This is a genomic window from Methylobacterium sp. J-059 (assembly GCF_022829485.1).
Classification (GTDB): Bacteria; Pseudomonadota; Alphaproteobacteria; order Rhizobiales; family Beijerinckiaceae; genus Methylobacterium.
This window is the reverse complement of the sequence record NZ_JAKSYA010000035.1, coordinates 1-25,569: the sequence shown is the minus strand read 5'-3', so window position 1 is coordinate 25,569 and position 25,569 is coordinate 1. Positions and strand designations below refer to the sequence as shown.

Sequence of the window (25,569 nt, the reverse complement as noted above, 5' to 3'; positions counted from 1 at the left end):
GGGCCGCCGCCGCCGCAATCCCGGCCGACGGGCGAGGCTTCGCCGCCCACGGCCGGCCGTCCCCACCGCGTCTTACGACGCATGGCGGATCGCGTCCGGCTTCGCTATGAGGCGCGAGGGCGCAGACGGGCAGGACTTCATGACGGTGGCGGACGAGACGACGGGCGCGCGGGACGGCACGACGGGGGCGCAGGAGACCGATTTCGGCTTCGAGCGTGTGGCCCTGGCCGAGAAGCAGGCGCGCGTCGACGACGTGTTCCGCTCGGTCGCCAAGCGCTACGACCTGATGAACGACCTGATGTCCGGCGGCCTGCACCGGGCCTGGAAGGCGCAGCTCATCGCGATGCTGCGCCCGTCGCGCACGCGGCCGTTCCGCCATCTCGACGTGGCCGGCGGCACCGGCGACGTCGCCTTCCGCGTCCTCGAGGCCGGCGGCCCGCAGGCCTCGGTCACCGTGCTCGACATCAACGAGGCGATGCTGCGGGTCGGCGCCGAGCGCGCCGGGGCGCGCTTCGACGGGCGCATCGACTTCGTCACCGGCAACGCCGAGACCTTGCCCCTGCCGGACGCGACCTTCGACGCCTACACCATCGCCTTCGGCATCCGGAACGTGCCGCGGATCGAGCTGGCCCTGCAGGAGGCCCGCCGCGTACTGAAGCCCGGCGGCCGCTTCCTGTGCCTGGAATTCTCCAAGGTCGACCTGCCGGTGCTCGACAAGATCTACGACGCCTACTCCTTCCACGTGATCCCGCGGCTCGGCGCGCGGGTCGCGGGCGACGCGGAATCCTACCGCTACCTCGTGGAATCGATCCGGAAGTTCCCCTCCCCCGGGCTGTTCGCCGGGATGATCGAGCAGGCCGGCTTCCGCCACGTCACGCACCGGCCGCTCTCGGGCGGCATCGTCGCGATCCATTCCGGCTGGAAGGTCTCGTGACCGACCCGAGCCGCCGGGCGGCGCGATGATCGCCGCCGCGGTCAACCTCTTCCGCGGGGCCCATGTCGGCTTCGTGCTGGCGCGCGAGGGCGCGCTGGCGCTCGTCGACGCCTCCGAGCTGCCGCCGCACCTGCGGCTCGGGCTGCGGATCGTCCGGTTGCTGGAGCGGCCGGGCCTCGGTACCGGCGCGGCCCGGCTCTCGGCCGGCCTGACCCGGCTCGGCCCGTCCTACGTCAAGTTCGGGCAGTTCCTCGCCACCCGCCCCGACATCGTCGGGATGAGCGCGGCCCGCGACCTCGAGATGCTGCAGGACCGGGTGCCGCCCTTCCCGCAGGCGGTGGCCGTGAAGGTGGTCGAGGCCGCCTTCGGCAAGCCGATCTCCGCCCTGTTCGTCGCCTTCGGCGAGCCGGTGGCCGCGGCCTCGATCGCGCAGGTCCACAAGGCGGTGGTCCACGATGCCGACGGCACCCAGCGCACGCTCGCCGTGAAGATCATGCGGCCGGGCGTGCGCGAGCGCTTCCAGCGCGACGTGGAGGTGATGCGCCTCCTCGCGCGCATCGTCCACGTGCTGTCTCCGCAAGCCGAGCGCCTGCGCCCGCGCGACGTGGTCGAGATCCTGGCCCGCTCCGTGACCATGGAGATGGACTTCCGGCTCGAGGCCGCCGCCGCCTCGGAGCTCGCGCAGAACACCGCGGAGGACGACGATTTTCGCGTGCCGCGGCCCGAATGGGAGCTGATCGCCCGCGACGTGCTCACCTGCGAATGGATCGACGGCACCCGCCTCCACAGCGCCGCCGCGCTTCGGGAAGCCGGCCACGACCCGCACGCGATCGGGCGCACGGTGATCCAGAGCTTCCTGCGCCAGGCGATCCGCGACGGGTTCTTCCACGCCGACATGCACCAGGGGAACCTGTTCGTGGACGCCGCCGGCAAGCTCGTCGCGGTGGATTTCGGCATCATGGGCCGGCTCGGGCGCAAGGAACGGCGGTTCCTCGCCGAGATCCTGCTCGGCTTCATCATGCGCGACTACCGCCGTGTGGCGCAGGTCCACTTCGAGGCGGGCTACGTGCCGGCGCACCACTCGGTCGACGACTTCGCCCAGGCGATCCGCGCCATCGGCGAGCCGATCCACCAGCGCCGCGCCGACGAGATCTCGATGGCGAAGGTGCTGACGCTGCTGTTCGACATCACCGCCCTGTTCGACATGAGCACGCGCACCGAACTGGTGATGCTGCAGAAGACCATGGTGGTGGTGGAAGGCGTCGCCCGCAGCCTCGATCCCAAACTCGACATGTGGACCTCGGCCGAGCCGGTGGTCCGCAGCTGGATCACCCGCAACCTCGGCCCGGCCGGGCGCCTGGAAGGGGCGGCCCACGCCGCGCGCACCCTCACCGACATCGTCGCCGACGTGCCGGACCTCGCCCTGCGGCTCCGGCGCCTGATCGTCCATGCCGACGAGGCGGGCACGGGCGACGCACGCCGCCTGGAGCGCATCGCCCGCAACGAGCGCCGCAACGCGCTGTGGCAGACGCTGGCCCTGTGGGCGATCGCGGCGGGCGTGCTGGTGGCGGCCTTGCGATAGGCCGGGACGGCGAAGCCGCCCGCTTCGGAGCGTTCCGTCAGGCGGCGCGACCCTGTCGCGGCGCATCCGCGACGGCGGCTGCGCAGGGGTCGATCCCGTGCGTGTCGACGGGGCCCGGGCGACCGAACAGGTAGCCCTGCACCTCGGCGCACCCGGCCGCTCTCAGGAACGCGAGTTCCGCGACGGTCTCGACGCCCTCGGCGACCACCGGCAGGCCGAGCCCGCAGCCGAGCCCGAGGACAGCGCGCACGATCGCCGCCGTCTGGGCGTTGGTGTCGACGTTGCGCACGAAGGACCGGTCGATCTTGATCCGGTCGAAGGGGAATGCCCGGAGGTTGGCCAGCGACGAGTAGCCCGTCCCGAAATCGTCCATGGCGATGCCGACGCCGAGCGTCCGCAACTGGCGCAGCGTCGCCACCGCACGGTCGAAGTTGCGGATCAGCGCGGTCTCGGTGATCTCCAGCTCCAGCCGCGCGGCCGGCAGCCCGGTCTCGACCAGAACCGCGTGCACCTGCGCGGCGAAGGCCGGATCGTGGACCTGGACCGCCGAGACGTTCACCGCCACCCGCAGGGGCGACGCCCAGGCCGCGGCCTCGCGACAGGCGGTGCGAAGCACCCACATCCCGATCGCCGAGATCGTTCCGCGCTCCTCGGCCACCGGGATGAAGACGTCGGGCGGGACGAGCCCTCGTGTCGGATGGGTCCAGCGCAGCAGGGCCTCGAAGCCGAGCAGGGCGCCGCCCGCGGCCGCGACCTGCTTCTGGTAGACGAGGTGGAACTCGCCGCGCGCCAGGGCCTGTTCGAGGTCGCGTTCCAAGGCGTGACGCTCGCGCACGGCGATGCCCATCTGCGGCTCGAAGAAGCGGTAGGTCCCCCGGCCCTCGGCCTTGGCGCGGTAGAGCGCCGTATCGGCATGTCCCATCAGGCCCTGGCGCTCCACGGCGTCCTGCGGGCACAGGGCGATGCCGATGCTGACCCCGACGATCGCGTCGGCGGGCCCGCCCGAGGCCTGCGCCGCGAGGGCCGCGAGAATGGTCTTCGCCAGGCGCTCGGCAGCGTCCGGCCCGGTCCGTCCGGCCATGAGGATGGCGAACTCGTCGCCCCCGAGGCGTGCCAGGATCTGGTCGGGGCCGAGCAGCCCGGTGACGCGGCGGGCGACCCGATTCAGCATCGCGTCGCCGGCCGCATGGCCGAACAGGTCGTTGACCGCCTTGAACCGGTCGAGGTCGAGGCAGAGCACCGCGATCGGAACGCCGGTCTCGACCGCCGCGCCCACGGCGCGATCGAGGCGCGCGTTGAAGGCGGAGCGGTTGAGCAGGCCCGTCAGGGCATCGTGGTGGGCGAGGTACCGGATGTGCCGCTCAGCGTGCTTGCGCTGCCGGATGTCGCGGACCGCCAGGGCATGATGCGGCTTGCCCGCGAAATCGATCCGCCGAAGGATCACCTCCGCCTCGATGACCGCGCCGGCGCCGTCGCGCAGGCTCAGCTCGACCGGCTGCCCGATGACGTAGGGGAGCCGATCCCAGGTCCGGGGCTCGTCGAGGAAGGCGGTGACCGACAGGCCCGTCATCGCTTCGTGCGAGAGGCCGACGAGCCGGCTGAAGCTGATGTTGGCCGTGACGATCCGGCACCGGTCCAGGACGATCAGACCCTCGACCGCCGCGTTGGCGAGGCCGCGCATGCGCACCATCTCCGCGCGCGCGCGACGCTGCTCGCGAAGGCTGAGCGCGTAGGCCGTCGCCGTGAGGACGAACACGATGAGGCTGGCCACCGCGACGGCGCCGGCGAGCCAGCCCGGCGGCATCGCCTGGGGCGACAGGGTCGCCAGCGGGTTCTCGGTGATCGTCACCCCGGCCATGCCCACCCCGTGATGCGCGCCGATCGCCAGCGCGAGCAGGCCTGCGCTGCCGAACAGGGAGATGAGCGAACGGGCATGCACGGCGATGGAGACGGCGACGGCGGAAAGGAACTCACCGATCAGGATCGACGCGAACACGAAGGCCGGATCCCAGCGCAGACGTCCCGTGACCTCGAAGGCCGCCATGCCGGTGTAGTGCATCGCGGCGATGCCGAAGCCGACCACGACCCCCCCGAGCCAGGACGCCCGCGGCGTCTCGGACAGGGCGATCCGCAGGCCCAGGCCGGTGAGGCCGATCGCGAAGACCAGCGAGAGGACGGTCAACCCGGAATCGTAGGCGCTCGGGATGCTCGGCTCGAACGCCAGCATCGCGATGAAGTGGGTCGCGAAGATGCCCGACCCGCTGGAGATCGCCGCGACCACGAGCCAGGTCGATCGCGCGCGACCGCTGGCGGTGCCGGCGTGGCGGAGAAGCCGGATCGCGGTCAGCGCCGCGATCGCGCAGATCACGCCCGCCAGGACGACGAGGCGGAGGTCGTGCCGGGCCGTGAAGCAACCGAGGACGGTCAACATGCGCGCAAGTCCGAAATCGCCTCGGCCGAGCCCCAGGCGGCGCGGTCCGATCCTCCGGCCTCTCCCGAACGGATGGAGCCTGTGAGACGACGCTGCGTGGTGCGACCTTGGGGCGGTTCGAGTAGCAGGTTGCGATAATTTTCTTAAAGATGTCTTGCCGCTCAGATTTCGTGCGTGAGGCGCAAGTCGAAGACGTTGACCGCGGTTTCCGCGTACGGCGTTCCACATCCTGTCATCTGGAGTGTGAGGTACGAGTACCCATCAAGCGAACTCAGAAGTTGTAATTCAACTTCTGAGAAGCGCAACCCTACACGGCCGCCGTGCGAAAGCCCGCGAAGATGTCGCGGCGATCCGGCCCGAAGAAGTTGCGGTAGGCGTTGTCGACCATCCGCCCGCGGGTGATCCAGGCACCGCCGCGCAGCACCTTCCGCGTGCCGAAGGCGGGCTCGGAATACTCGCGGTAGGCATCGGGCGAGAAACCCGGATAGGGCAGGAAGTCGCTCGCAGTCCATTCCCAGACGTTGCCGATCATCTGGCGGCAGCCCCAGGCGCTGTCGCCCGCGTCGTGGGCGGCCACGTCGACGCAGCCGAGGCGGCCGCCGTCGAGGTTGGCGCGGGTCGCATCCGGTGCCGCCTCGCCCCAGGGATAGCGGCGTTTCACCTGCCCCATCGCCCCGCCCGGGGTCGGCGCGGTGGAGGCCGCGACCTCCCATTCGGCCTCGGTCGGCAGGCGGCGGCCGGCGAAGGCGCAGTAGGCGGCGGCCTCGTACCAGCCGACATGGACCACTGGCTGGTGCGGGGCGAGGTCGGAGACGCCGTCGAAACGCCGGACCCGCCAGCCCGCCCCGTCCGGCTGCCAATGCGCGGGGTGCTCCGCCCCGCTCCGGCAGCGCCAGCGCCATCCCTCCGCGTCCCAGAACGACGGCTCGCGATAGCCGCCGGCGGCGACGAAGGCGGCGAACTCCGCGTTGGTCACCGGCGCCCGCGCGATGCGGAACGGCGCGACCTCGACCGGGTGCGCCCACTTCTCGTTGTCGAACACGAACGCCTCGCCCCGCTCGGCACCGAGCCGGAAGGTGCCGCCGGGGATCGCCGCGTCGCCCGGCCACGGCCCCTCCGCGACCGGGGCGAGACCGGCCGAGGCGGCGAAGGACGGCGCCGGGTATCCGAGCGTCTGGCGCGAATAGGTGAAGGCCTCGCCGTGCATGTCCTCGTGGTAGGTGGTCAGCCGGTAGCGGTAGGCTTCCTCGGCGGTCGGCGAGCCGTCGAGGCGCCGGACCAGCGCGTCGTGGACGCGGCCCATGTATCCGAGCGTGACGTCGAGCGGCGGCAGCGCGCGCACCCAGCGGTCGTCGTGGGCGAGCACCGCGGAATTGTAGACCGCGTCGGCATCCGCGATCGCGGGTTCCGCCCCGTCGAGGGCGCGCAGGATGAAGTGCTCGTGGAACCAGGCGAGGTGCCCGATCTCCCACAGCAGCGGGTTGACGATGTCGAGCCGCGGCCCGATCAGCCGCTCGGCATCGAGCCCGGCCACCAGCTCGAGGGTCCGGGCGCGGCTGTCCTCCAGCATCGCGATGAGTTGTGTGGCGTCGGTCATGGCACCCATCCGATAAGCGATCGACCCATGGACATCATCCTGATCACGCCGGCGCCGAAACGTTCGCGGGCCGGCAACCGCACGACGGCCCTGCGCTGGGCCGGCATCCTGCGCCGGCTCGGCCACCGCGTCGTCGTGGCGACCGCCTACGCCGACGCGCCCTACGACCTGATGATCGCGCTGCACGCCTGGAAGAGCGCCCCGGCGATCGCGCGATACCGGCGCTTATACCCGGAGCGCCCCCTCGTCGTCGCGCTGACCGGGACCGACATCAATCACGATCTCGCCGCCGATCCCGGCACCACCCTGCGTTCGCTCGATCTCGCCGACGTGCTCGTCGGCCTGCACGACCTCGTCGCCGACGCGATCCCGGAAGCCTACCGCGACAAGCTCGCGGTGATCGTGCAGTCGGTGCCGGCGAGCGAGGAGCGCCTGCCGCCCACGACGCGCACCTTCGAGATCCTCGTCGTCGGCCACCTGCGCGCCGAGAAGGACCCGTTGCGCGCCGCGCTCGCCGCCCGCGCCCTGCCGCCCGCCTCCCGCATCCGCGTCGTCCATCTCGGCGGCGCGCCCGACCCGGCGTGGGCGGATCGCGCACGGGCCGAGATGCAAACCAACCCGCGCTACGATTGGCGCGGCGAGGTCTCCGGCGCGCGGGTGCGGCGGTTCCTGCGGCGCGCGCGGCTGATGGTGCTGAGCTCGCTGAACGAGGGGGGCGCCAACGTGATCTCCGAGGCGATCGCGGCCGGGCTGCCGATCCTGGCCTCCGAGATCCCGGGCAATGTCGGCCTGCTCGGCACCGATCACCCGGGCTACTTCCCGGCCGGAGACCAGGCTGCACTCGCGCGCCTGATGCTGTGCGCGGAACAGGACCCGGCCTTCCTCGAGCGCCTGCGCGCGCACGGTGCGGCGCGTGCGGCGGCGTTCGACCCGGCGCACGAGCGGGAGGCCTGGGCCGTCCTCGTCGCGCGCGCGGCCGGCGCGGCGAGAGCGCGTGCCGCGGCCGGGATTGACGCGGCCCGCTCCGCACCGGCACTCCTTCTGCCATGACCGCAGCCCCCACGTTGCCGCTCGCGAACCGGCGCATCCTCCTCGTCATCGGCGGGGGCATCGCGGCCTACAAGGCGCTCGACCTGATCCGCCGCCTGCGCGAGCGCGGCGCCACCGTCCGACCGCTGCTGACCAAGGGCGCGCAGGAATTCGTCACCCCGCTCGCGGCCGCAGCGCTCGCCGGCCAGCCCGCCCATACCGACCTGTTCGACCGGGCCGACGAGGCGGAGATCGGCCATATCAAGCTGGCCCGGGACGCCGACGCGGTGGTGGTGGCGCCGGCCACCGCCAACCTGATGGCGCGGATGGCCACCGGCCACGCCCCCGACCTCGCCTCCACGGTGCTGCTCGCCACCACCCTGCCGATCCTGATCGCGCCGGCGATGAACGTGGCGATGTGGGCGCATCCCGCAACGCGGCGCAACCTCACGACGCTGCTCGCCGACGGCGTCCGGGTCGTCGGCCCCAATGCCGGCCCGATGGCCGAGCCCGAGACAGGGCCGGGCCGCATGGCCGAGCCGGCCGAGATCGCCGACGCCGCGGCCGCGATGCTCGGGGAGGCCGAGGCGAAGCCCGCCGGGTTCGGCTTCCTCGCGGGTCGCGCCAAGGCCGCCGGGCCGCTCGGCGGCCACCGCGTGCTCGTCACCTCCGGGCCGACCCATGAGCCGATCGACCCGGTGCGGTTCATCGCCAACCGCTCGTCGGGGCGCCAGGGCCACGCCATCGCCGCCGCCGCCGCCGCCGCCGGCGCGACGGTCACGCTGGTCTCCGGGCCGGTGGCGATCCCCGATCCCGAGGGCGTCGCCGTGGTGCGGGTCGAGACCGCGCGCGAGATGCTGGCGGCGGTCGAGGCGGCGCTTCCCGCCAGCATCGCGGTGTTCACGGCCGCGGTCGCCGACTGGCGGCCCGCCACCGAGACCGGCTCCAAGATCAAGAAGGCCGGCGCGGCGCCCGCCCCGCTGACGCTGGTCGAGAACCCCGACATCCTCGCCACCATCGCCGGACGGACGGAGAACCGCCCCGCCCTCGTCGTCGGCTTCGCCGCCGAGACCGACACGGTGATCGCGCACGCCCAGGCGAAGATCGCCCGAAAGGGCTGCGACCTGATCGTCGCCAACGACGTCTCGGCTGCGGGCGGCGTGATGGGCGGCGCGACCAACACGGTCCACCTGATCGCGCGCGACGGGTCGGTCGAGACCTGGCCGACGCTCGACAAGGACGAGGTCGCGCGCCGGCTGGTGGCACGGTTTTCGGAGTTGCTTCGGGGTTAGGGCCGGTTCGGGTGCCCTACCCTGCCGCCGCCTGCTGCGCCGCCGCGAGGCGCGCGTCGTCGGCGGCGATCGCCTGGTAGGCCGGACGCGCCCGGAAGCGCGCGAGGTAGGCCATGATCGCCGGCTCCTCGGGGACGAGCTTGAACGCGGTGGTCCAGCCGAGCGCCGAGCCCCACAGGACGTCGGCGGCGGAGAAGCGCTCGCCGAGGATCCAGGGGCCGGGCGTCAGCATCGCGAGCACCTGGGCCAGCACCGTGTCGTAATCGCCGTAGGCCGACATCATCCGGGGCGGCGGCGCGCGCTCCATCGCCCGGTCGATCACGGCCGGCTCGAAGCACGAGCCGTAGAACACCATCCAGCGCAGGTAGGCGCCGCGGGCCGGATCGGTCGTGCCGGGCGCGAGGCCGGCCTCGGGAAACAGGTCCGCGAGGTAGAGGTAGCAGGCGGCCTGCTCGGCCACCGTCGCGCCGCCGTGGCGGATCGCCGGGACCTTGCCCATCGGGTTGACGGCGAGGTGCGCGCTGCCCTGCTGCTCGCCGGCCTTGAGGTTGATGACGTGCAGCTCGTGCGGCGCGTTAAGTTCCTCGAGCAGCACCCGCACGCCCGTCGAGCGGGTGTTCGGGGCGTGGTGCAGGACGAGTCCGTCGGTCGTGGTCGGCATCGTCGTCTCCGGGGCCTGAACGCTTCGGGCGCACGCTCTGCCGGAGGCCGGCTCCGGTCAAGCCGGCCGTTCGGACCGGATCGGCTCAGACCCGGTACTTGCCGTTGCGCTTGATCAGCACCTGCGTCCCCACCGGCACGCGCTCGTAGAGGTCGACGATGTCCTCGTTGAGCATGCGGACGCAGCCCGACGACATCTGCTCGCCGATGCTCCAGGGCTCGTTGGTGCCGTGGATGCGGAACAGGATGTCGCGGTTGCCCTGGTAGAGGTAGAGCGCGCGGGCGCCGAGCGGGTTGTCGACGCCGCCCTTGCGCTGGCGGTCGATCTCCGGATGGAGGGCGACCATGGTCGTGGTCGGGCTCCAGTCCGGCCAGACGCCCTTGCGGCCGACCCGGGCCTCGCCCTTCCACGAGAAGCCGAGCTTGCCCACGCCGACGCCGTACTGCATCGCCGTTCCGTCGGCCTGGACGAGGGCGAGCTGGCGCTTGTCGATGTCAACGACGATGGTGCCCGGCCGCTCGGGGCCGGAATAGCTCACGACCTGCCGGCGGTACTTCGGATCGAGGCGGTTGGTGTCGACCAGCGGCACGTCGAACGGCTTGTCGGGCATCGAGCCGACATACCACGCCGCCTCCTCGTCGTTGGCGGCGAGGTTCACGGGCCCGCGCTGGTTGCAGGCTGCGAGCGGCGCGATGAGGACCGCAGCGAGGAGGATCCGGCGGAGGGGCATGGGGCCTCACGAGGCGAAGAAGCGTTCGGATCATGCCTACCGCCTCGCCGCCCCCCACGATGTGACTTTTGCGTCTCAGGTTGGATGAAGCGCCCGGCACGATTGCCCGGATTTCGCCTCGTTCGGCCGTGGCTTGCGCCCTAACTCTCTCGGATCGGTTCCGAGACGAGGCGCATCATGGCCGACACGCTCACCCTTCCCGAGATGCAAGGCGCATTGCCGGAGACGCCGCTGCGCCCGGCGATCCATCTCGACCATTGCGTGATCCACGTCAGCGACTGGACGCGCGCGAACGCCTTCTACGGAGATGTCGTCGGTGCCGAGATCGTCCCGGCCGGCGCGGGCTTCGCGTACCGGCTCGGCGGGGTGCAGCTGAACTGCCACGGCCCCGGGCTGTCCCCGGAGCCGCTCGCCGAGAAGCCGGTGATGCCGGGCGGCAGCGACCTGTGCTTCCGCTGGTCCGGCACGATCGAGGAGGCGATGGCGCACCTGGCCGCCCACGGCGTCCCCGTCGAGCTCGGCCCGGTGGAGCGCCACGGCGCGGCCGGGCCCGGGACCAGCATCTACTTCCGCGATCCGGACGGGTCGCTGATGGAGTTCATCACCTACCCGGCGCCGTGACGCCCGATCGCGCGATCTCAGGCGCGGCTCTGCGCGAGCGCCTGGTTCGTCTGCTCGAGGCGCAGGGCCAGCTCGCGCATCAGCGCGATGCTGATCTGCGGAAACTGCGCCAGCAGCTCGAGGAACACGCCGCGGTCGATGCGAAGGGCGGTGGCCGCCGTCTCGGCCGTGACGGTGGCCGAGCGCGGCTGGTCGGCCAGGATGCCCATCTCGCCGACCAGGGCGTTGGCCCCCAGCAGGGCGAGACGCACCGGCCCCGCGGCCCCGTCGATGGTCACGGCGGCGCTGCCCTCCAGGATGAGGTAGGCGGCATCCGCGACGTCGCCGCGGGTGAAGAATTGCTGGCCCGCCTCGAAATGCACCCGCTCGCTGGTGAAGGCGAGCAGCTTCAGCCGCGACGGCTCGACCTCGCGGAACAGCGGCACCTGCCGAAGGGAGGTAACCTCCGTATCGAGGGTCATGGGTGGAACTCCGCACCGCGCCGGATCTCGTGATGGCGCCGGCCGCCTCATCCATGCGGCTTGCGGCGATCTTGTCCAGCCCTCCCGTCCCGGCGGCACGCTGCGACGGCGTGCCCCGGATGCCCCGTCGAACGCGATCGGGCATGCAGGCCCCCACCGGAGGTGCCATGCGCCGCGCCCGCCATCCTCGCCTCGCCGCGCTCCTCGTCGGGATCGCGTTCGCCGCCACGCCGGCCGCCGCCCGCCTGAACCGGACCGAGCTCGCGCGCGTCGCGGTCGTGCCGCCTCCGGGCGCCCGTGTTCCCCTCGATCTGGCCTGGAACGATGCCGCGGGCGACCGGCCGACCACGCTGGGCGAGGCGCTCGGCGGCCGGCCGACCCTGCTGCTGCCGGTGGACTACACCTGCGGCAACGTCTGCGACCCGATGCTGTCGATGTCCGGGGCGGCCTTGGCCGCAACCGGCCTCGTCGCCGGCCGCGACGTCAGCCTCGTCCTCGTCGGGATCGACCCGCGCGACGACGCGGCCGCGGCGCGGCACATGCTCGACACCGAGCTCGGGAACCCGGGGCTTTCGGCGCAGGCGGCCGCGCTGGTGGGCGACGCCGCCGCCGTCGATCGGCTGACGCAGGCGCTCGGCTACCGTTTCGTCTACGACGCCGGCACCGACAGCTTCGCCCACCCCGCCGCCGCGATCCTGCTCACCGGCGACGGCCGCGTCGCCCGCGTCCTGTCGCCGCTGGCGCTGAACGGCAGCGACCTGCGGCTCGCCCTCGTCGAGGCCGGCGAGGGCCGGACCGGCAGCCTCGCCGACCGCCTCGTCCTGCTCTGCTACGGGTACGATGCCGCGACCGGCGTCTACACGCCGATGATCCGCCGCGTCCTCAGTTTCGCCGCCGCCGGGACGATCCTCGCGATGGCGATCGGGATCGTCCTGCTCAGCCGCCGGCCGCGGCAGGTCTGAGGCCGCTCAGCGCTTCGTCGCCAAGCCGGATTTCTCGGCGCTCGGCGGCTCGCGGCCGGCGCTGGCGTTCGGTTGGGGCGAATCGATCGGCTCGACCTGCGTCGTCGGCGTCGCGCTGCCCTCGTCCGCGGGCATCGGCGGAAGCGCCCGCGTGTTCGGCTTCGGCGCGGCCTCCGGCGAAACCTTGGCCGCACCGGAGACCATCTCGCGATTCGTCATGCTCGAAAAAACCTCGTTCGAGGCAGGCGCTGAATTGTCGTTTGCCCCACCGCTGTCTTCCAACGCCAGCGCACCGACGTGGTTGCGGCTAAGCTTGTCGCGGAAGCGTGAGAGGAACCTTCGGATACTGGCGAAGGTTGTGAAAGGGTGAAGAGAAGCCTGAGGAGGAGCTGATGGCATCCGGTAATTCAACCTCGAAGCGAGGTTTTGCGTCGATGGATCTCGAGCGCCAGCGCGAGATCGCCAGCAAGGGTGGCCGCAGCGTGCCGGCTGAGAAGCGTTCGTTCTCGCAGGACCGCGAACTGGCCTCGACGGCCGGCCGCAAGGGCGGTCAGGCCACCGGTACGGGCCGCGACGGCGCCGAGTGATCGACCGCCCTTCGAGACGCGCGGCGTCTGCCCTTCGCCGGGCAGGCGCCTTTTTTATGTCCGCTTCCATGCCGCAAAACGCGAAGGCCCGCTCCAGAGCATGGAGCGGGCCTTCGCGTCGTGCACCGTAAGCCGGTAGGTTGATCGGTGTCGCCTCAGGAGATGCAGCGGCCGGGGATCATGCGGCGGGCTTCGGGGCCGACCAGCGAGCTGAGCGCCGCTTCGCAGCCCTCGCGCATCATCCGACGCGGCTTGAGCGGCGGCTTGGTTCCCATCTCCTGCGCCGTGTCCGACGCGGCCGGGACGGCGCGGTTCGGCTCGGATTGCAGGCTCGCCACCCGGCTCGGCCGGATCGCGATCGAGACCGGGCGCATGCCCGGCAGGGGGCGTGCTTCGAATGCGGCCGGACCGGGGGCGGCGACCGTGGTCGTGGGGACCCATTGGTCCGCGCTCGCCTGGACCATCGGGTGGACGAGCAACGTCAGGATGGCGGCCGGTGCGCTCACGCCGAGAAGGAAGCCTGACCGAAGCATCGTCGTGGTCTCCGAATGGGAGCTTGACAGGATGAACGGAAAACGCGTCTTCCATGATCCGGTTCCGTCACGGCCTCGCTTTTGACGAAATCAGTATTCGGCAACAGTTTCTCGCGGTGGTGCCTGGCACGAGGAACCTTGTCCACAGCGACCCGGAGTGGCGCGGACGCCACAGGCGTCGAAAAACGGTTCGCGCCCGGAACCTGGTTCGCGCACGCCCGTTGATCGAGCACCCGGCCACCTGGTCCTCCCCGCATTCCCCTTGTGCATCGGCCGGAACCTCATCCACGGGTCGGAGATTTCTCCGGCCCGTTTTTTTATGCCTGGACCGATGTCCTTGGCGGGCAACAAAAAACCCCGGCTCGTCGCCGGGGTTTTTTCGTTCTGCGGATTGGTACGGAGGCGGTTGTGGACCGCCTCCCGGTCAGGCCGACTTGGCTTCACGCCGGCGTGCCGTCTGCTGGAAGAACAGCGCCTGGCTGATGACGGCGGAGACGTTGGCGGGCTGGAACGGCTTGGCGATGAGGAAGGCCGGCTCCGGGCGCTCGCCCGTGAGGAATCGCTCCGGGTAGGCGGTGATGAAGATCACCGGGACCTCGAAGGTCTTCAGCAGGTCGTTGACGGCATCGAGGCCGGACGAACCGTCCGCGAGCTGGATGTCGGCGAGGATCAGGCCCGGGCGCTTGCTTTCGGAGGCGATCTTGACGGCCTCGGTGCGCGTGCGGGCGACGCCGATGACGTTGTGGCCCAGGCCCTCGACCAGCGCTTCGAGGTCCATCGCGATCAGCGGCTCGTCCTCGATGATGAGGATGTCGGTGGCCATGTCCGCGGCGAGCTCGCGTCCCGCCTCGTCGACCAGGTCGCGCACCTGGCTGACGTCGACGTCGAGGATGATCGCCGCGTCCTCCTCCGAGAAGCCTTCGAGGCAGGAGAGCAGGAAGGCCTGGCGCGGCAGCGGCGTGATCTGGCCGAGCCGCACCTCGGCGGGGAGATCGTGCTGCACCTGTTCGCTGCGGCCGTTCACCGAGAGCGAATTCCAGATGCGGGTGAACACCCGGAACAGGTCGGCCTTCACGTTCGTGCTGCGGCCGAGCGTATCCGGCTCGTTGACCAGCGTCTCCAGAGTTGCCGCGACGTAGGCGTCGCCCGCCACCTGGCTGCCCGTCAACGCGCGCGCGTAGCGCCGCAGGTACGGCAGGTGCTGCACCACGAGTTGCGATGTCGACATACGATCCCCTGTGCCTTGTCGGCCTGCTATTCAACCTGCCGCCCCAACGCGGGGCATCCGACTCCGTTCCGGCAGGGCGCGGAACCGCTTCTGGCCGGAGGCGTTGCTGGTGCAGCCATGGCGTATGTCGCGCGGCAAGACAATGCGCGTGTGCCTCATGCACAGATGCCGCGAACGGCACCGGGGGACGTGAGGATGACCGACGCTGCGAAGGCGGGGAGGCCGATCGGCAATGCTGGCCTGAGGCCCGTCGGGGAATCGGGGCCCGCGGGCTCGAGAGCCGGGAAGGGCGAGCATGGATCGTCGCGCCTCAGCGACCAGGCCCAGGCGCGCATCGGCCACAACCTCCGCTGCCTCTACGACGGTCTCGTCCAGCAACCCGTCCCGGATCGATTTCGCGAGCTCATCGAGCGTCTCGATGCGAAGGAGCCGAAGTCGCCCTGAGGCGCTCCGGCTCCATCTTCTGCAGTTCCTGTGGCGCGGGAAGCGCCCGCAGGACGCGAGCTCGGCGTCAGAGCGTGGGCGAGCGGCCGCGCATCAGGCCGATCACGGCCGAGATGGCGAACAGCACGATCGCGACGAAGAACACCAGCTTGGCGGCTTCCATCGCCGTGCCGGCGATGCCACCGAAGCCGAGCAGAGCGGCCACGAGGGCCACGACGAGGAACGTAACGGCCCAACCGAGCATCTGCGTTATCCTTGACAACATGGACGCGGGCTTGGCCGCGACCTTCTGACATCCCAAACGTCAAGTCGTTGTTTCGGTTCCGCCGCTTCGAATGCCTGCACACACGAAAAATCGAGCGTCGCGGATCCGGTGCCGATCGATCGCCGAAATCGTCGCCCGCCCCCTCGCGCCGGTGCGCATGTCACGCCATATTGCTCTTCGTTGGACACGAGGCCGCAGCCGGAACGGAGCCGTTCCGAACGGCGTTCCTGAGTCCAGGTCCGAAACCAGAGAACAGCGATGAGAAAAGCGTCCGCCCTCGTCCAGCGCCTCACCGATATCGTCAGCTCCGCCGCGGGTGCCGCGGCACGCGGCGTCGAGGAGGTCCTGGGTGCGCTGGCCCCGAGGCCCGAGCCGCGCCTGGTTCCGATCCGGGTCCGGCCGAACGGTCCCGCTCATCGGCATTGATCGCCGCCGGAGTCGATCCGTCGCTGAGCAAGCCGCCCTCCGGGGCGGCTTTTTTCATGCGCCGTCCACCGGAATCCCGCGGCGGAGGCTCGAACGCGCCGCGCACCGCCCACCGGGCAAAGCCGACGAGCATGGCCTCGCGACAGGTCCGCCAAGTCGAGCCGCCTGCTGGTGTCCTCATAATAGGCCGCTCGAGGGGCCAATACCTGTGCCTGATCGCTGCGATGTTATGATCGTGTCGGTTGTCTTCCGCACTTGCCGCCCCGCTTAACGAACCTTTAAGTCGGCCTCGCTCGCCCAGGCCACCGCCGGGCCGGCATGCCGCATGGGCGGGGACCTGACGAGACATGGCGTTCTGGGCGCGCTGGCAGAGGTTTTACGGCTCCGGGGGAACGCGGCGGCAGATGATCGGGACCGCCGCGGCGGGGCTGATCCTCGGGCTCGGCAGCGTCACGATCGGATCGAGCCTCGTCCAGGCCTCCGAGCGCGGCGGCCTGCTCGACTTCTTCCAGGAACTCTTCGCGCCCGCCCGGCCGCAGCCCGCGCCGTTGGCGCACCGCCCCGGCCGCTACGCCAACTTGCCCGACGGCCGCCGCCTCGGCTATTCGCGCCCGGTCTACCATACCCCGCGTCCCGTGGCCGACCTCCCGCTCGGCCGGTCGCGTCGCAAGCGGGCCCGCGCGGAGCGCGTGACGCGGGTCGCCGTCGCCTCGGCCGGGCGTCGCACGGTCTGCGTGCGGATGTGCGACGGCTATCTCTTCCCCCTCGGCAATCTCGGGGCACGGGCCGACATGCCGGTGCACGAGGCGGCCTGCGCCGCCGCCTGCCCGGGGGCGCCGACGAACGTCTACACCCTCGGCGCCCGCGAGACCGAGCTCGACCGCGCGATCAGCCCGCAGGGCCTGCCCTACCGGGCCTCGGCTCTGGCCAACATCTACCGCCAGCGGCGCGTCGAGAACTGTTCCTGCCAGGCCGCGCCCGGCACCCCGCCCCTGCCGCTCGCCGGCGATCTCACCCTGCGCAAGGGCGACGTCGTCGCCACCCGCGACAGCGCCGACGTGGTGACGCGAAACCGGTCGGGCTCTGTCGCCCTGGTCGACTTCCGGCAGGCCGCGATCACGCGGGGCCAGAGCCGGCGGATCGAGGCGAAGGTTGGCGCGATCCGCCGCGACGCCGAGGCGCACGCCTTCCGCCGGACGCTGCGCACGGCCGAGCGGGCGAGCCTCGTCCAGGTCGCCTCGGTCGGCGACGGCTTCCGCATCCCCGAGCGCGCCGCGATCAACCATAACCCGATCCGCGTGGTCACGCCCTCCCCGTTCCGTTGACGTCCTCGCGCTTCGGATTGTCCGCCGCCGCGCGTTCGCGTAGCTCCGGGCCGACCGCGCCGGTCGGGATCGAAAGGAGCCTCGGATGGCGGACATGGATGCCGGTACCGATGCGCCCGACTTCGACACGGTGATGCCCGCGAGCGGCCGCCTGGAAACGTTGAGCCCCCTCGTCCGCCGCCGGGTCGCGCCGAACGGCGGCCCGTTCACCGCGAGCGGGACCTGCACCTACGTCGTCGGGCACGGACGCGTCGCGGTGATCGATCCGGGGCCGTCCGATGCCGACCACGTCGAGGCTCTGCTCGCCGATCTCGGCCAAGAGTCGGTGGCGGCGATCGTCGTCACCCACACCCATCGCGACCACTCCCCGGGCGCCCGCCTGCTGCAGGCACGCACCGGCGCGCCGATCGCCGGCTGCCTGCCGCATCGGGCCGCCCGCGCGCTCGGCGCCGGCGAGATCGGCCATCTCGATGCCGCCGCCGACCGCGACCACGTCCCCGACCGGCCGATGCACGAGGGCGATGCGCTCTCCGGCGAAGGCTGGACCCTCGTCGCGGTCGAGACGCCCGGCCACACCATGAACCACCTCGCCTTCGCCCTGCCAGAGGAGGCGGCCTTGTTCTCCGGCGATCACGTCATGGCATGGTCGACCAGCATCGTCGCGCCGCCGGACGGTTCGATGCGCGCCTACATGGATTCGCTCGACAAGCTCAGGGGCCGCGACGAGACCATCTACTGGCCGGGCCATGGCGGCCCGGTGCGCGATCCCCGGCGCTTCGTGCGCGGGTTGGCCAACCACCGCCGCCACCGCGAGGCCTCGATCCGCGCGCGCATCGCCGCCGGCGACGACACCATCCCGGCGATCGTCGCGGCCACGTACCAGAACCTCGATCCGCGCCTGCGCGGCGCGGCGGCGCTGTCGGTGTTCGCCCACCTCGAGGATCTCGTCGCGCGCGGGCTGGTGGCGACGCAGGGCGCGCCGCGCCTCGACGGGATCTTCGCACCGGGCCCCTCGCCGGCCGGCTGAGGCGCGAGACCGCCCGCCGCGCGCGGCCGCCCGACGCTACTTCACGGCGAGCGCGAGGTTCGCGACCTCGTCGAGATAGGCCCGGATGCGGTCGGCGTTGACGCCGAAATCGCGCGTGCCCAGCCGCGAGGCGGAGCGGACGTCGATGCGGGCGCCGTCGGCACGCGGCCGGACGCGGATGGTGACGTCGTCGGGCAGGTTGAGGATGAGGCTGCGCGAGACCGCCTCGATCCGGCCGTTGCCGGTCCGCCCGCCGGGGCGGATCGCCTCGACGATCTGCCACTTGCGGTTCACCGCCGCCTTGCGCGCCAGCTCGAATGCCTCGTCGGCGTCGATGTCGAGGGTCAGCGGCGCGATCTGCGGATAGGCGGCGCGCTGCCGTTCGCGGGTCGGGAGGTCGGGATCGGCGGGGTAGCGCCCGTTCCGGGCGGCGAACGCGGCGCGCGAGCGCGAGAAGGCCGGAGGGTTGTCGATGTCGGTGGTCACGTCGGTCAGCGCCGGCAGCCGGAAGCCCCGCAGCGCCGCGTAGGCCGGGTAGGCGAGCACCAGCATCGCGAGAACCAGCCCGCCGAGCGCCGCACCGAGGCCGCGGGCGCCTTCCCGCCAGACCCGGACGAAGGCGAACCCGGCGAGCGCGACGGCCAGCACCGCGACGCCGAGGCCCGCGGCCAGCGTCGCCAGCGCCGGCCCGGCCTCCGCACGGGGATCGCGGACCAGCACGATCGCGATGCCGGACACGATGAGCGAGAACAGGGCGGCCCACCGGGCCAGGGGGCCGGCGCGGGTGACGGGTTCCTCGACGAGAAGGCGGCGCATGGCTGGTGTCTGGCTTCGGGGTCGCGAACGCTATACCGGCCGGCGCGTGGCCGCGCCACTCGCCGGGATCGCCCGGTCTGCTATAGCTTGGCCCCGTGATGCCGCGTACCCGCCCCGTCCCCGATCCGGATCCTGCCGACGCCGCGGTCGATCCCCTGCGCGTCTGGTTCCGCTTCATCCGCCTCAACCGGCGGGTCACGGCGGCGATGAGCGGGACGCTGCGCGGCATCGGCCTGTCGATCCCACAATTCGACGTGCTCTCGACGCTGACCGAGCGCGAGGGCCTGACCCAGCAGGACCTGGCGGCGCGCCTCTACGTCACGAAGGGCAACGTCTCCGGGCTGATCGACCGCCTGGTCGAGGCCGGGCTGGTCGAGCGCCGCCCGATCCCCGGCGACCGGCGCTCGCACGCGCTCCACCTCACGCCGGCCGGTGCCGACCTCGCCGCGCAGGGGCTCGCGGCGCAGGCGGCCTATGTCGGGCGGACGCTTGGGCGCCTCGGCGCCGACGACCTCGCCGCGTTCGAGGGCCTCGTGCTGCGCTGGCGGGAGCTGGCCCGGTCCGAAGCCGAGAGGCCGGATCGTCCCACGGCCGATTGATCGTCGCGGGATGGCGGATCCGAGCTTCGCCCGAACCCCGGATCAGGGGGCGTAGGCGCGCGCCGAGCCAGGAATCACGACCGAGGTCGGCACGTGCAGGGGCAGGGACGACGGCGCGTCCTCGCGTTGGTCCGGATCGGCGCCCTTCTGGCCGGTGCGGACGCGGATCCCGGCCCACGGGCCGTCGATGTCGAAGGCGAGGCTTGCACGGGCGTTGTCGCCCCCGGCCTTCGGGCCGAGTTCCGCCCGGGCCCGGACGCTGCGCGCCGGCAGCGAGACTTGGCCGCGCAGGATGCCCGTGAGGTTGGCGGCCTTGAGGGTGCCCTCGCCGATCTCGCCGACCCCGTCGGCGAACTTCAACGTGATCGCGGCCCGCTCGAACGGGGTGCGGCCGTTGCGGCGGGCGAGCGCGCCGGGCGCGACCGCCCCGTTGCGATGCAGGACGTCGGCGAGGTCGATCCCGGCGAGCACGCCGCCGTCGATGGCGAAGGCGGCCCGTCCGGCGACGTGCGCGGTGAGGTCCGCCGCATCGCGCCCGGTGCTCTCCAGGGCGAACTGCCCTTGCGTGCCGCCGTGAACCCAGCGCGACTCGCCGAGGTCGAGCAGGAGGGCGCCGAGGTCGAGCCGGTCGAAGGCGCCCTGCGCCTTGACCTCGGTCTCGGCCCCGTCCGCGCCGGTCGCCGACAGGGCGACCCGGCCCTTCAGGGTCGCGCCCTGGAGCTCGGCGCGGTTGAGGGCGACCTCGACCGCCCCGGGCCGCACCAGCACGCTCGCCGCGAGATCGTTCAGGAGGACCGGCCCGATCCGGCTCTCGGCCGCCGAGATGCGCAGGTCGAGGTCTCCGCCCGTGAGCGGGCCCAGGGCGATCGCCTGAGCGCCCTGGAGGGCGCCGTCGACCGTCGATCCGCCGAAGATCTGCATCAGGCCGCCGAGCAGGGGCGCCAGGTTCAGGCTGTCGCTGGCGAGCGTGGCCTGGACCGCGGTGCGGGCCTCGCCGAGGCTCACGGACCCCGCGCCCTCGAGCACGTCGTCGCCGAAGGTGGCGCGCAGGCTGGAGAACGCCATCGTGCGGCCGGCGGCCTCGAAGCGTCCGTCGAGGGCCAGCGTCCGGATGAAGGGGGCCAAGGCCACGTCGCTGCCGATCCAGGCCATCGTCTCGGAAAGCGAACGCGTCTCGATCCGCCCCTGCCCCTGGATGGCGAGGCCTCCCGCGGTCCGGGCGCTGCCCTCGGCGGCCAGGTTCCCGGTGGGCCAGGCGGCATCGAGCCTGAACGGCGACGCGGCGCCGCTCAGCAGGTCGTTCGAGCGCAGGCCGATAAGCGCGACGCTGGTGCGCGCGCCGCGCCAGGTGAAGCTCGCCGCCGCGTCGAGGCCGGCGCTCCAGAGCGGCCAAGCGAGGGTGAGGTCGACCGCCTGCGCGCCGCCGCCGGGGCTCGCCGCGTCGAGGGTCGCGCCGGTCAGCGTGATCCGGCGCGGGTGATTCGTGCCGCCTTGGCCGAGCCGCGCGGCGGTCCGGCGCACCGGCTCGGCCCAGCGCGGATCGTCGGCGCCCTCCGGCATGTGGATCGTGGCGCCCCCCAGCGCGAGCGAGCCGAGGTCGGCCTGGCCCGAGAGCAGGGCGAGCGGGTTGAGGTCGAGATCGAGGCTGCCGCCCTCGATCAGCGCCGGGCCGCCGGCCTGCGCGGCGGTGATCCGGGTGCGGGTGAAGCTCAGGCGCGGCAGGGGCAGCAACGTCATCGTGGTCGCGCCCTCGGCGGTGAGCGCGAAGCCGAAATCGCGCAGGCCGCGGCTGACGAAGGCCGCCGCCGTCGGGGTGCCGACCGGCCAGGGCAGGGTCGCGAGGCCGGTCCCGAGGACGGCGAGCGACGCGAAGCCGACGGCGAGAAGGAGGCGGCGCGGCGACATTGCACTCCGGGCGGGCACGTCGCGGGCCGCCCGAGGGGCGGCGAGGTCGCGACGGGGGACGACGAGCGGCCCCGGATGTTTCAGGCTCACCCCGCCGTCATGCATCGGACCGTTCCGGTGATTCCCTTAAAGCGTCCGATCGGCTTTGTCTGCCCGCAGCGCCCGGCCGTCCCCGCCGCCTTCGTGCGGACGGCCGGGGCCGCGCTTCCCGACGCCGGGCGCCTTTACCGGCGCGCCGGAATCGGGGACAGCTTTCGCGGAACGAATGTCGGCGCGATCGCGCGCGGGCCGGAAGGGTTCAGTGTCCATGAAGAAGGTCTATGCGGATCCGACGTCGGCGCTCGCGGGGCTGCTCAAGAACGACATGATGGTGATGTGCGGCGGCTTCGGCCTCTGCGGCATCCCCGACGAGCTGATCGAGGCGGTGCGGGAATCGGGCGTGAAGGGGCTGACCATCGTCTCGAACAACGCCGGCATCGACGGCGTCGGCCTCGGCAAGCTGCTCGAGACCCGGCAGGTCGCGAAGATGATCTCGTCCTATGTCGGCGAGAACAAGGAGTTCGCCCGGCAGTACCTCGGCGGCGAGCTCCAGATCGAGTTCAATCCGCAGGGGACGCTGGCTGAGCGCATCCGCGCGGGCGGGGCCGGCATCCCGGCCTTCTTCACCAAGACCGGCGTCGGCACGAAGGTGGCCGAGGGCAAGGAGGTGCGCGAATTCGACGGCGAGCACTTCGTGATGGAGCGCGGGCTGTTCGCGGACCTCGCCATCGTCCACGCCCATACCGGCGACACCGAGGGCAACCTGCGCTACCGGAAGACCGCGCGGAACTTCAACCCGATGATGGCGACCGCCGCGACGATGACGGTGGCGCAGGTCGAGCACCTGGTGCAGCCCGGCGAGATCGACGCCGACGACATCCACACCCCCGGCATCTTCGTGAAGCGGATCATCCACGTTCCGGGGCGCGAGAAGCGGATCGAGCAGCGCACGGTGCGCAAGCGCGCCGAGGCCGCTCCGGCCGCGGCCGGCGGCGGCGCCGTCTGAGCCCGCGACGACTTCCGGCCGTGAGGCCGCAAGCGCGAAGCGCGTCGCCGCGGGTGCGGCGGACGGCGCGGGACGCGCCCCACAGGAACCCGGCCGGCAGGCCGCAAGCGCGAAGCGCGTCGCCGCGGGTGCGGCGGACGGCGCGGGACGCACCCCACATCAGGAGATCGAAAAATGGCCTGGACCCGCGAGCAGATGGCGGCGCGTGCCGCGCGTGAGCTGGAAGACGGCTTCTACGTGAACCTCGGGATCGGCATCCCGACGCTGGTGTCGAACTACATTCCCGAGGGCATGTCGGTGCAGCTCCAGTCGGAGAACGGCATGCTCGGCATGGGGCCGTTCCCGTTCGAGGGCGAGGAGGACGCCGACCTGATCAATGCCGGCAAGCAGACGATCACGGCTCTGCCGACGACGAGCTACTTCTCCTCGGCCGATTCCTTCGGGATGATCCGCGGCGGCCACATCAACCTGTCGATCCTGGGCGCCATGCAGGTGGCCGGAAACGGCGATCTCGCCAACTGGATGATCCCCGGCAAGATGGTGAAGGGCATGGGCGGCGCCATGGACCTCGTGGCCGGCGTCAAGCGCGTCGTCGTCGTGATGGAGCACGTGGCGAAGAACAAGGACGGCACCGAGAGCCCGAAGCTGCTCAAGGAATGCGACCTGCCGCTCACCGGCACGCACGTGGTCGACCTCGTCATCACCGACCTCGGCGTGTTCACGATCGATAAGCACGGCGACGGCGGGATGCGGCTGATCGAGCTCGCCGACGGCGTCACCGAGGAGGAGATCCGCGGCAAGACCGAGGCGGCCTACACGGCGGCGCTCGCCTGAAACCCTACGCCGCGGCTCGGCCGCCCCGCCTGGCGCCGAGCCACGTCGCGGCGCCGACCGCGAGGCCGACCGCGGCGATGAGCAGCGTCGAGGCGGCGTTGATCTCGGGGTTCACGCCGAGGCGGACCTGGCTGTAGAGCCGCATCGGCAGGGTGGTCGCGCCGGGCCCCGAGACGAAGCTCGCGACGACGAGGTCGTCGAGCGACAGGGTGAAGGCGAGCAGGAACCCGGCGGCGATGCCGGGGGCGAGCAGCGGCAGCGTCACCGTCGCGAACACCCGGAACGGCCCGGCGCCGAGGTCGGCGGCGGCCTCCTCCAGGTCGCGGTCGAGCCCGCGCAGGCGGGCGGCGACCACGACCGCGACGAAGCCGGTGCCGAGGGTGGCGTGGGCGACGACGATCGCGCCGAGGCCGCGGTCGATGCCGACCCCGACGAACAGCAGCAGCAGCGACAGGCCGGTGATCACCTCCGGCATCACCATCGGCGCGGTGACGAGCCCGGTGAACGGCGTGCGCCCGCGGAAGCGTCCGTGCCGCGCGAGCGCGAGGGCGGCCAGCGTGCCCAGCGCCGTCGCGATGACGGCCGACAGCGTCGCGACGCGGAGCGACACCCAGGCGGCCTCGAGCAACGGCCCGTCGGCGAGCAGGACGCCGTACCACCGTGTCGAGAACCCGCCCCACACCGTGACCAGGGCCGAGGCGTTGAACGAGTAGATCACCAGCACCAGGATGGGCGCGTACAGGAAGCCGAGCCCGAGGAGCAGCGCAGTGCGGGTGAGCGCGGTCGGACGATGCGCGTTCATGGTGCGCCCTCGCCGCTCGCGGCCTCGGCGGCGGCGTCGCGGAACAGCACCACCGGGCCGACGACGAGAACCAGCAGCAGGATCGCCACCGCCGAGGCGAGCGGCCAATCCCGGTTGGTGAAGAACTCGCTCCAGAGCACGCGCCCAAGCATCAGCGTCTCGGAGCCGCCGAGCAGGTCCGGGATCACGAACTCGCCGACCATGGGGATGAAGCACAGCGCCGCGCCCGCCAGCAGCCCGGGCAGGGCGAGCGGCAGCGTCACGGTCCAGAACACCCGCGTCGGCGAGGCGCCGAGGTCGGCCGCCGCCTCGCGCAACGCCGGATCGAGGCGGCTCAGCACCGCGTAGAGCGGCAGGACCATGAACGGCAGGTAGGCGTAGACGAGGCCGATCAGCACCGCGGCGGGGGTGTTCAGGATCTCCAGCGGCTGCGCGATCAGCCCGAGGCGCAGCAGCCCGAGATTGAGCAGGCCTTCGGGCTTCAGGATCGCGATCCAGGCGTAGACCCGGATCAGGAAGCTCGTCCAGAACGGTACTACGACAAGCGCGACGAGCAGCGGCTGGCGCGCCGCCGGGCTCCGGGCGATGGCGTAGGCGAGCGGCGTGGCGATGCCCGCCAGGATCGCGGTCGCCGCGAGTGCGTAGGCCAGCGACGTCAGGGCCGCGTCGCGATAGAGCGCGTCGGTGGCGAGCGTGACGTAGTTCTCGAAATTGAGCGCTCTGAGGAAGTCCGACCAATCCCCCGCGCCGCCCCGCCAGTCGAGCACCGGCAGGTACGGCGGCATCGCGGTCGCCGGCTCCGACAGGCTGATCTTCAAGGTGATGACGAACGGCACCAGGAAGAAGGCGCCGAGCCAGAGCCAGACCGGCAGGCGGAGAAGGGCTGCGAGAGCGCGCGCATGCGACGGTGCGGTCATCGCATCGACCTCTTTCCCCTTCCCGCCACCGAGGCGCCGATATTCTCACATCGCGCGAGCGGAGCCGTCCGGCCTTCCCTCCCCCCTCCGCGGGGGAGGGAAGGGGTGGCGACGGCGACGCGCGAGGCATGACGATGATCGTGCGGATCGCTCGTCCGCCCATGCCGGCAGGATCGTCGCGGCGCCGGGGGCGAAGCGAAGCGGAGCCGATTCGCTCCCGGCCGGGGCGCCCCCGCCCGGCCGGCAGAGGCAGGCACGGAGAACTCGCGGTCGGCAGCGTCGACACGCTGAATCTACCTGTGACCACGAACGGCGCCAGGAAGACCGCGATGCTCCAGGGGCGGACCCGCAGGCGTAGGAGCGCTCCGCGCCCGCGCGCATGCGACGGTGCGGCCATCGCCTGCAACGCTCGCGACATCCGACCACCGGGGCCCGCATAGTCTCACATCGCGCGAGAGGAGCTGCGCGGCCTACCCTCCCCCGCAGAGGGGGGAGGGAACGGGTGGCGACGTCGAC

26 protein-coding genes are annotated in these 25,569 nt (G+C 72.0%); 13 read left to right on the top strand and 13 right to left on the bottom strand.

Annotated features, from left to right (window positions below; translation table 11 throughout):
• Nucleotides 1-139: 139 nt before the first annotated feature.
• Together ubiE and ubiB are read left to right on the top strand one after the other, a co-directional pair.
• Nucleotides 140-934, top strand: coding sequence for a bifunctional demethylmenaquinone methyltransferase/2-methoxy-6-polyprenyl-1,4-benzoquinol methylase UbiE (gene ubiE, locus MKK55_RS03260; protein ID WP_147729355.1), 795 nt, complete (start codon nt 140-142; stop codon nt 932-934).
• Between the two features lie 25 nt (nt 935-959).
• On the top strand, nt 960-2,516 hold the full coding sequence (ubiB, locus tag MKK55_RS03255) for a 2-polyprenylphenol 6-hydroxylase (RefSeq protein ID WP_147841452.1): 1,557 nt from the start codon (nt 960-962) through the stop codon (nt 2,514-2,516).
• Between the two features lie 37 nt (nt 2,517-2,553).
• On the opposite strand, the gene MKK55_RS28995 is transcribed toward ubiB, so the two are convergent.
• Both MKK55_RS28995 and senA read right to left on the bottom strand, forming a co-directional pair.
• Entirely contained in the window at nt 2,554-4,947 is a 2,394-nt protein-coding gene (locus tag MKK55_RS28995) for an EAL domain-containing protein (RefSeq protein ID WP_279595957.1), read from the bottom strand.
• A gap of 307 nt (nt 4,948-5,254) precedes the next feature.
• The gene (senA, locus tag MKK55_RS03235; RefSeq protein WP_243933266.1) at nt 5,255-6,544 is read right to left on the bottom strand and encodes a selenoneine synthase SenA; all 1,290 of its coding nucleotides are present in this window, start codon (nt 6,542-6,544) and stop codon (nt 5,255-5,257) included.
• A gap of 27 nt (nt 6,545-6,571) precedes the next feature.
• Between senA and senB the strand changes: the two genes are divergently transcribed.
• Together senB and coaBC are read left to right on the top strand one after the other, a co-directional pair.
• Nucleotides 6,572-7,594, top strand: coding sequence for a selenoneine biosynthesis selenosugar synthase SenB (gene senB, locus MKK55_RS03230; protein ID WP_243933265.1), 1,023 nt, complete (start codon nt 6,572-6,574; stop codon nt 7,592-7,594).
• Entirely contained in the window at nt 7,591-8,865 is a 1,275-nt protein-coding gene (gene coaBC, locus MKK55_RS03225) for a bifunctional phosphopantothenoylcysteine decarboxylase/phosphopantothenate--cysteine ligase CoaBC (RefSeq protein ID WP_243933264.1), read from the top strand. Before senB ends, coaBC begins: the two co-directional genes overlap by 4 nt.
• A gap of 16 nt (nt 8,866-8,881) precedes the next feature.
• Here the strand turns inward: coaBC and MKK55_RS03220 are convergent, their stop codons facing one another.
• Nucleotides 8,882-9,526, bottom strand: coding sequence for a glutathione S-transferase family protein (locus MKK55_RS03220; RefSeq protein ID WP_147727391.1), 645 nt, complete (start codon nt 9,524-9,526; stop codon nt 8,882-8,884).
• A gap of 85 nt (nt 9,527-9,611) precedes the next feature.
• The gene (locus MKK55_RS03215; protein ID WP_147727392.1) at nt 9,612-10,256 is read right to left on the bottom strand and encodes a L,D-transpeptidase; all 645 of its coding nucleotides are present in this window, start codon (nt 10,254-10,256) and stop codon (nt 9,612-9,614) included.
• Nucleotides 10,257-10,433: 177 nt separating this feature from the next.
• Here MKK55_RS03215 and MKK55_RS03210 point away from each other — a divergent pair, with 177 nt between their 5' ends.
• A complete protein-coding gene (locus MKK55_RS03210) occupies nt 10,434-10,877 on the top strand; it encodes a VOC family protein (RefSeq protein ID WP_243932091.1) in 444 nt (147 codons plus the stop codon).
• A 17-nt stretch (nt 10,878-10,894) separates the two neighbouring features.
• On the opposite strand, the gene MKK55_RS03205 is transcribed toward MKK55_RS03210, so the two are convergent.
• On the bottom strand, nt 10,895-11,338 hold the full coding sequence (locus tag MKK55_RS03205; protein ID WP_147727394.1) for a cyclic nucleotide-binding domain-containing protein: 444 nt from the start codon (nt 11,336-11,338) through the stop codon (nt 10,895-10,897).
• Between the two features lie 167 nt (nt 11,339-11,505).
• Between MKK55_RS03205 and MKK55_RS03200 the strand changes: the two genes are divergently transcribed.
• On the top strand, nt 11,506-12,300 hold the full coding sequence (locus MKK55_RS03200; RefSeq protein ID WP_243933263.1) for an SCO family protein: 795 nt from the start codon (nt 11,506-11,508) through the stop codon (nt 12,298-12,300).
• 6 nt (nt 12,301-12,306) lie between these two features.
• Here MKK55_RS03200 and MKK55_RS03195 read toward each other — a convergent pair whose 3' ends face one another.
• Entirely contained in the window at nt 12,307-12,519 is a 213-nt protein-coding gene (locus MKK55_RS03195) for a hypothetical protein (RefSeq protein ID WP_243932093.1), read from the bottom strand.
• A 173-nt stretch (nt 12,520-12,692) separates the two neighbouring features.
• Here MKK55_RS03195 and MKK55_RS03190 point away from each other — a divergent pair, with 173 nt between their 5' ends.
• A complete protein-coding gene (locus tag MKK55_RS03190) occupies nt 12,693-12,887 on the top strand; it encodes a general stress protein (RefSeq protein ID WP_147727396.1) in 195 nt (64 codons plus the stop codon).
• A 155-nt stretch (nt 12,888-13,042) separates the two neighbouring features.
• Here MKK55_RS03190 and MKK55_RS03185 read toward each other — a convergent pair whose 3' ends face one another.
• Both MKK55_RS03185 and MKK55_RS03180 read right to left on the bottom strand, forming a co-directional pair.
• Nucleotides 13,043-13,420 carry a hypothetical protein gene (locus MKK55_RS03185; protein WP_243932095.1) on the bottom strand — a complete coding sequence of 126 codons (378 nt, stop codon included), beginning with the start codon at nt 13,418-13,420 and terminating at the stop codon, nt 13,043-13,045.
• Nucleotides 13,421-13,844: 424 nt separating this feature from the next.
• Complete coding sequence (locus MKK55_RS03180; RefSeq protein WP_147727398.1) at nt 13,845-14,648, bottom strand: response regulator; 804 nt, start codon at nt 14,646-14,648, stop codon at nt 13,845-13,847.
• Between the two features lie 195 nt (nt 14,649-14,843).
• Here MKK55_RS03180 and MKK55_RS03175 point away from each other — a divergent pair, with 195 nt between their 5' ends.
• The gene (locus MKK55_RS03175; protein ID WP_243933297.1) at nt 14,844-15,092 is read left to right on the top strand and encodes a NepR family anti-sigma factor; all 249 of its coding nucleotides are present in this window, start codon (nt 14,844-14,846) and stop codon (nt 15,090-15,092) included.
• A gap of 67 nt (nt 15,093-15,159) precedes the next feature.
• Here the strand turns inward: MKK55_RS03175 and MKK55_RS03170 are convergent, their stop codons facing one another.
• Nucleotides 15,160-15,336 (bottom strand): DUF1328 domain-containing protein, encoded by a 177-nt coding sequence (locus MKK55_RS03170; RefSeq protein ID WP_003599466.1) that lies wholly within the window; start codon nt 15,334-15,336, stop codon nt 15,160-15,162.
• Nucleotides 15,337-16,187: 851 nt separating this feature from the next.
• On the opposite strand from MKK55_RS03170, the gene MKK55_RS03165 reads away from it, so the two are divergent.
• Together MKK55_RS03165 and MKK55_RS03160 are read left to right on the top strand one after the other, a co-directional pair.
• Nucleotides 16,188-17,108, top strand: a complete 921-nt coding sequence (locus MKK55_RS03165) for a DUF2865 domain-containing protein (RefSeq protein ID WP_243933262.1) — start codon at nt 16,188-16,190, stop codon at nt 17,106-17,108.
• Between the two features lie 94 nt (nt 17,109-17,202).
• The gene (locus tag MKK55_RS03160; protein ID WP_243933260.1) at nt 17,203-18,135 is read left to right on the top strand and encodes an MBL fold metallo-hydrolase; all 933 of its coding nucleotides are present in this window, start codon (nt 17,203-17,205) and stop codon (nt 18,133-18,135) included.
• A gap of 36 nt (nt 18,136-18,171) precedes the next feature.
• On the opposite strand, the gene MKK55_RS03155 is transcribed toward MKK55_RS03160, so the two are convergent.
• The gene (locus tag MKK55_RS03155) at nt 18,172-18,951 is read right to left on the bottom strand and encodes a DUF1499 domain-containing protein (protein WP_243933258.1); all 780 of its coding nucleotides are present in this window, start codon (nt 18,949-18,951) and stop codon (nt 18,172-18,174) included.
• Nucleotides 18,952-19,049: 98 nt separating this feature from the next.
• On the opposite strand from MKK55_RS03155, the gene MKK55_RS03150 reads away from it, so the two are divergent.
• Entirely contained in the window at nt 19,050-19,550 is a 501-nt protein-coding gene (locus tag MKK55_RS03150) for a MarR family winged helix-turn-helix transcriptional regulator (protein ID WP_243933257.1), read from the top strand.
• 42 nt (nt 19,551-19,592) lie between these two features.
• Here MKK55_RS03150 and MKK55_RS03145 read toward each other — a convergent pair whose 3' ends face one another.
• Nucleotides 19,593-21,545, bottom strand: coding sequence for an AsmA family protein (locus tag MKK55_RS03145; protein WP_243933256.1), 1,953 nt, complete (start codon nt 21,543-21,545; stop codon nt 19,593-19,595).
• A gap of 217 nt (nt 21,546-21,762) precedes the next feature.
• On the opposite strand from MKK55_RS03145, the gene MKK55_RS03140 reads away from it, so the two are divergent.
• Nucleotides 21,763-22,500, top strand: coding sequence for a CoA transferase subunit A (locus MKK55_RS03140; protein ID WP_243933255.1), 738 nt, complete (start codon nt 21,763-21,765; stop codon nt 22,498-22,500).
• Nucleotides 22,501-22,674: 174 nt separating this feature from the next.
• Nucleotides 22,675-23,334 (top strand): 3-oxoacid CoA-transferase subunit B, encoded by a 660-nt coding sequence (locus MKK55_RS03135; RefSeq protein WP_243933254.1) that lies wholly within the window; start codon nt 22,675-22,677, stop codon nt 23,332-23,334.
• Nucleotides 23,335-23,338: 4 nt separating this feature from the next.
• On the opposite strand, the gene MKK55_RS03130 is transcribed toward MKK55_RS03135, so the two are convergent.
• Together MKK55_RS03130 and MKK55_RS03125 are read right to left on the bottom strand one after the other, a co-directional pair.
• Nucleotides 23,339-24,136 (bottom strand): ABC transporter permease subunit, encoded by a 798-nt coding sequence (locus MKK55_RS03130; protein WP_243933253.1) that lies wholly within the window; start codon nt 24,134-24,136, stop codon nt 23,339-23,341.
• On the bottom strand, nt 24,133-25,053 hold the full coding sequence (locus MKK55_RS03125) for an ABC transporter permease subunit (RefSeq protein ID WP_243933252.1): 921 nt from the start codon (nt 25,051-25,053) through the stop codon (nt 24,133-24,135). Before MKK55_RS03125 ends, MKK55_RS03130 begins: the two co-directional genes overlap by 4 nt.
• Between the last annotated feature and the right edge of the window lie 516 nt (nt 25,054-25,569).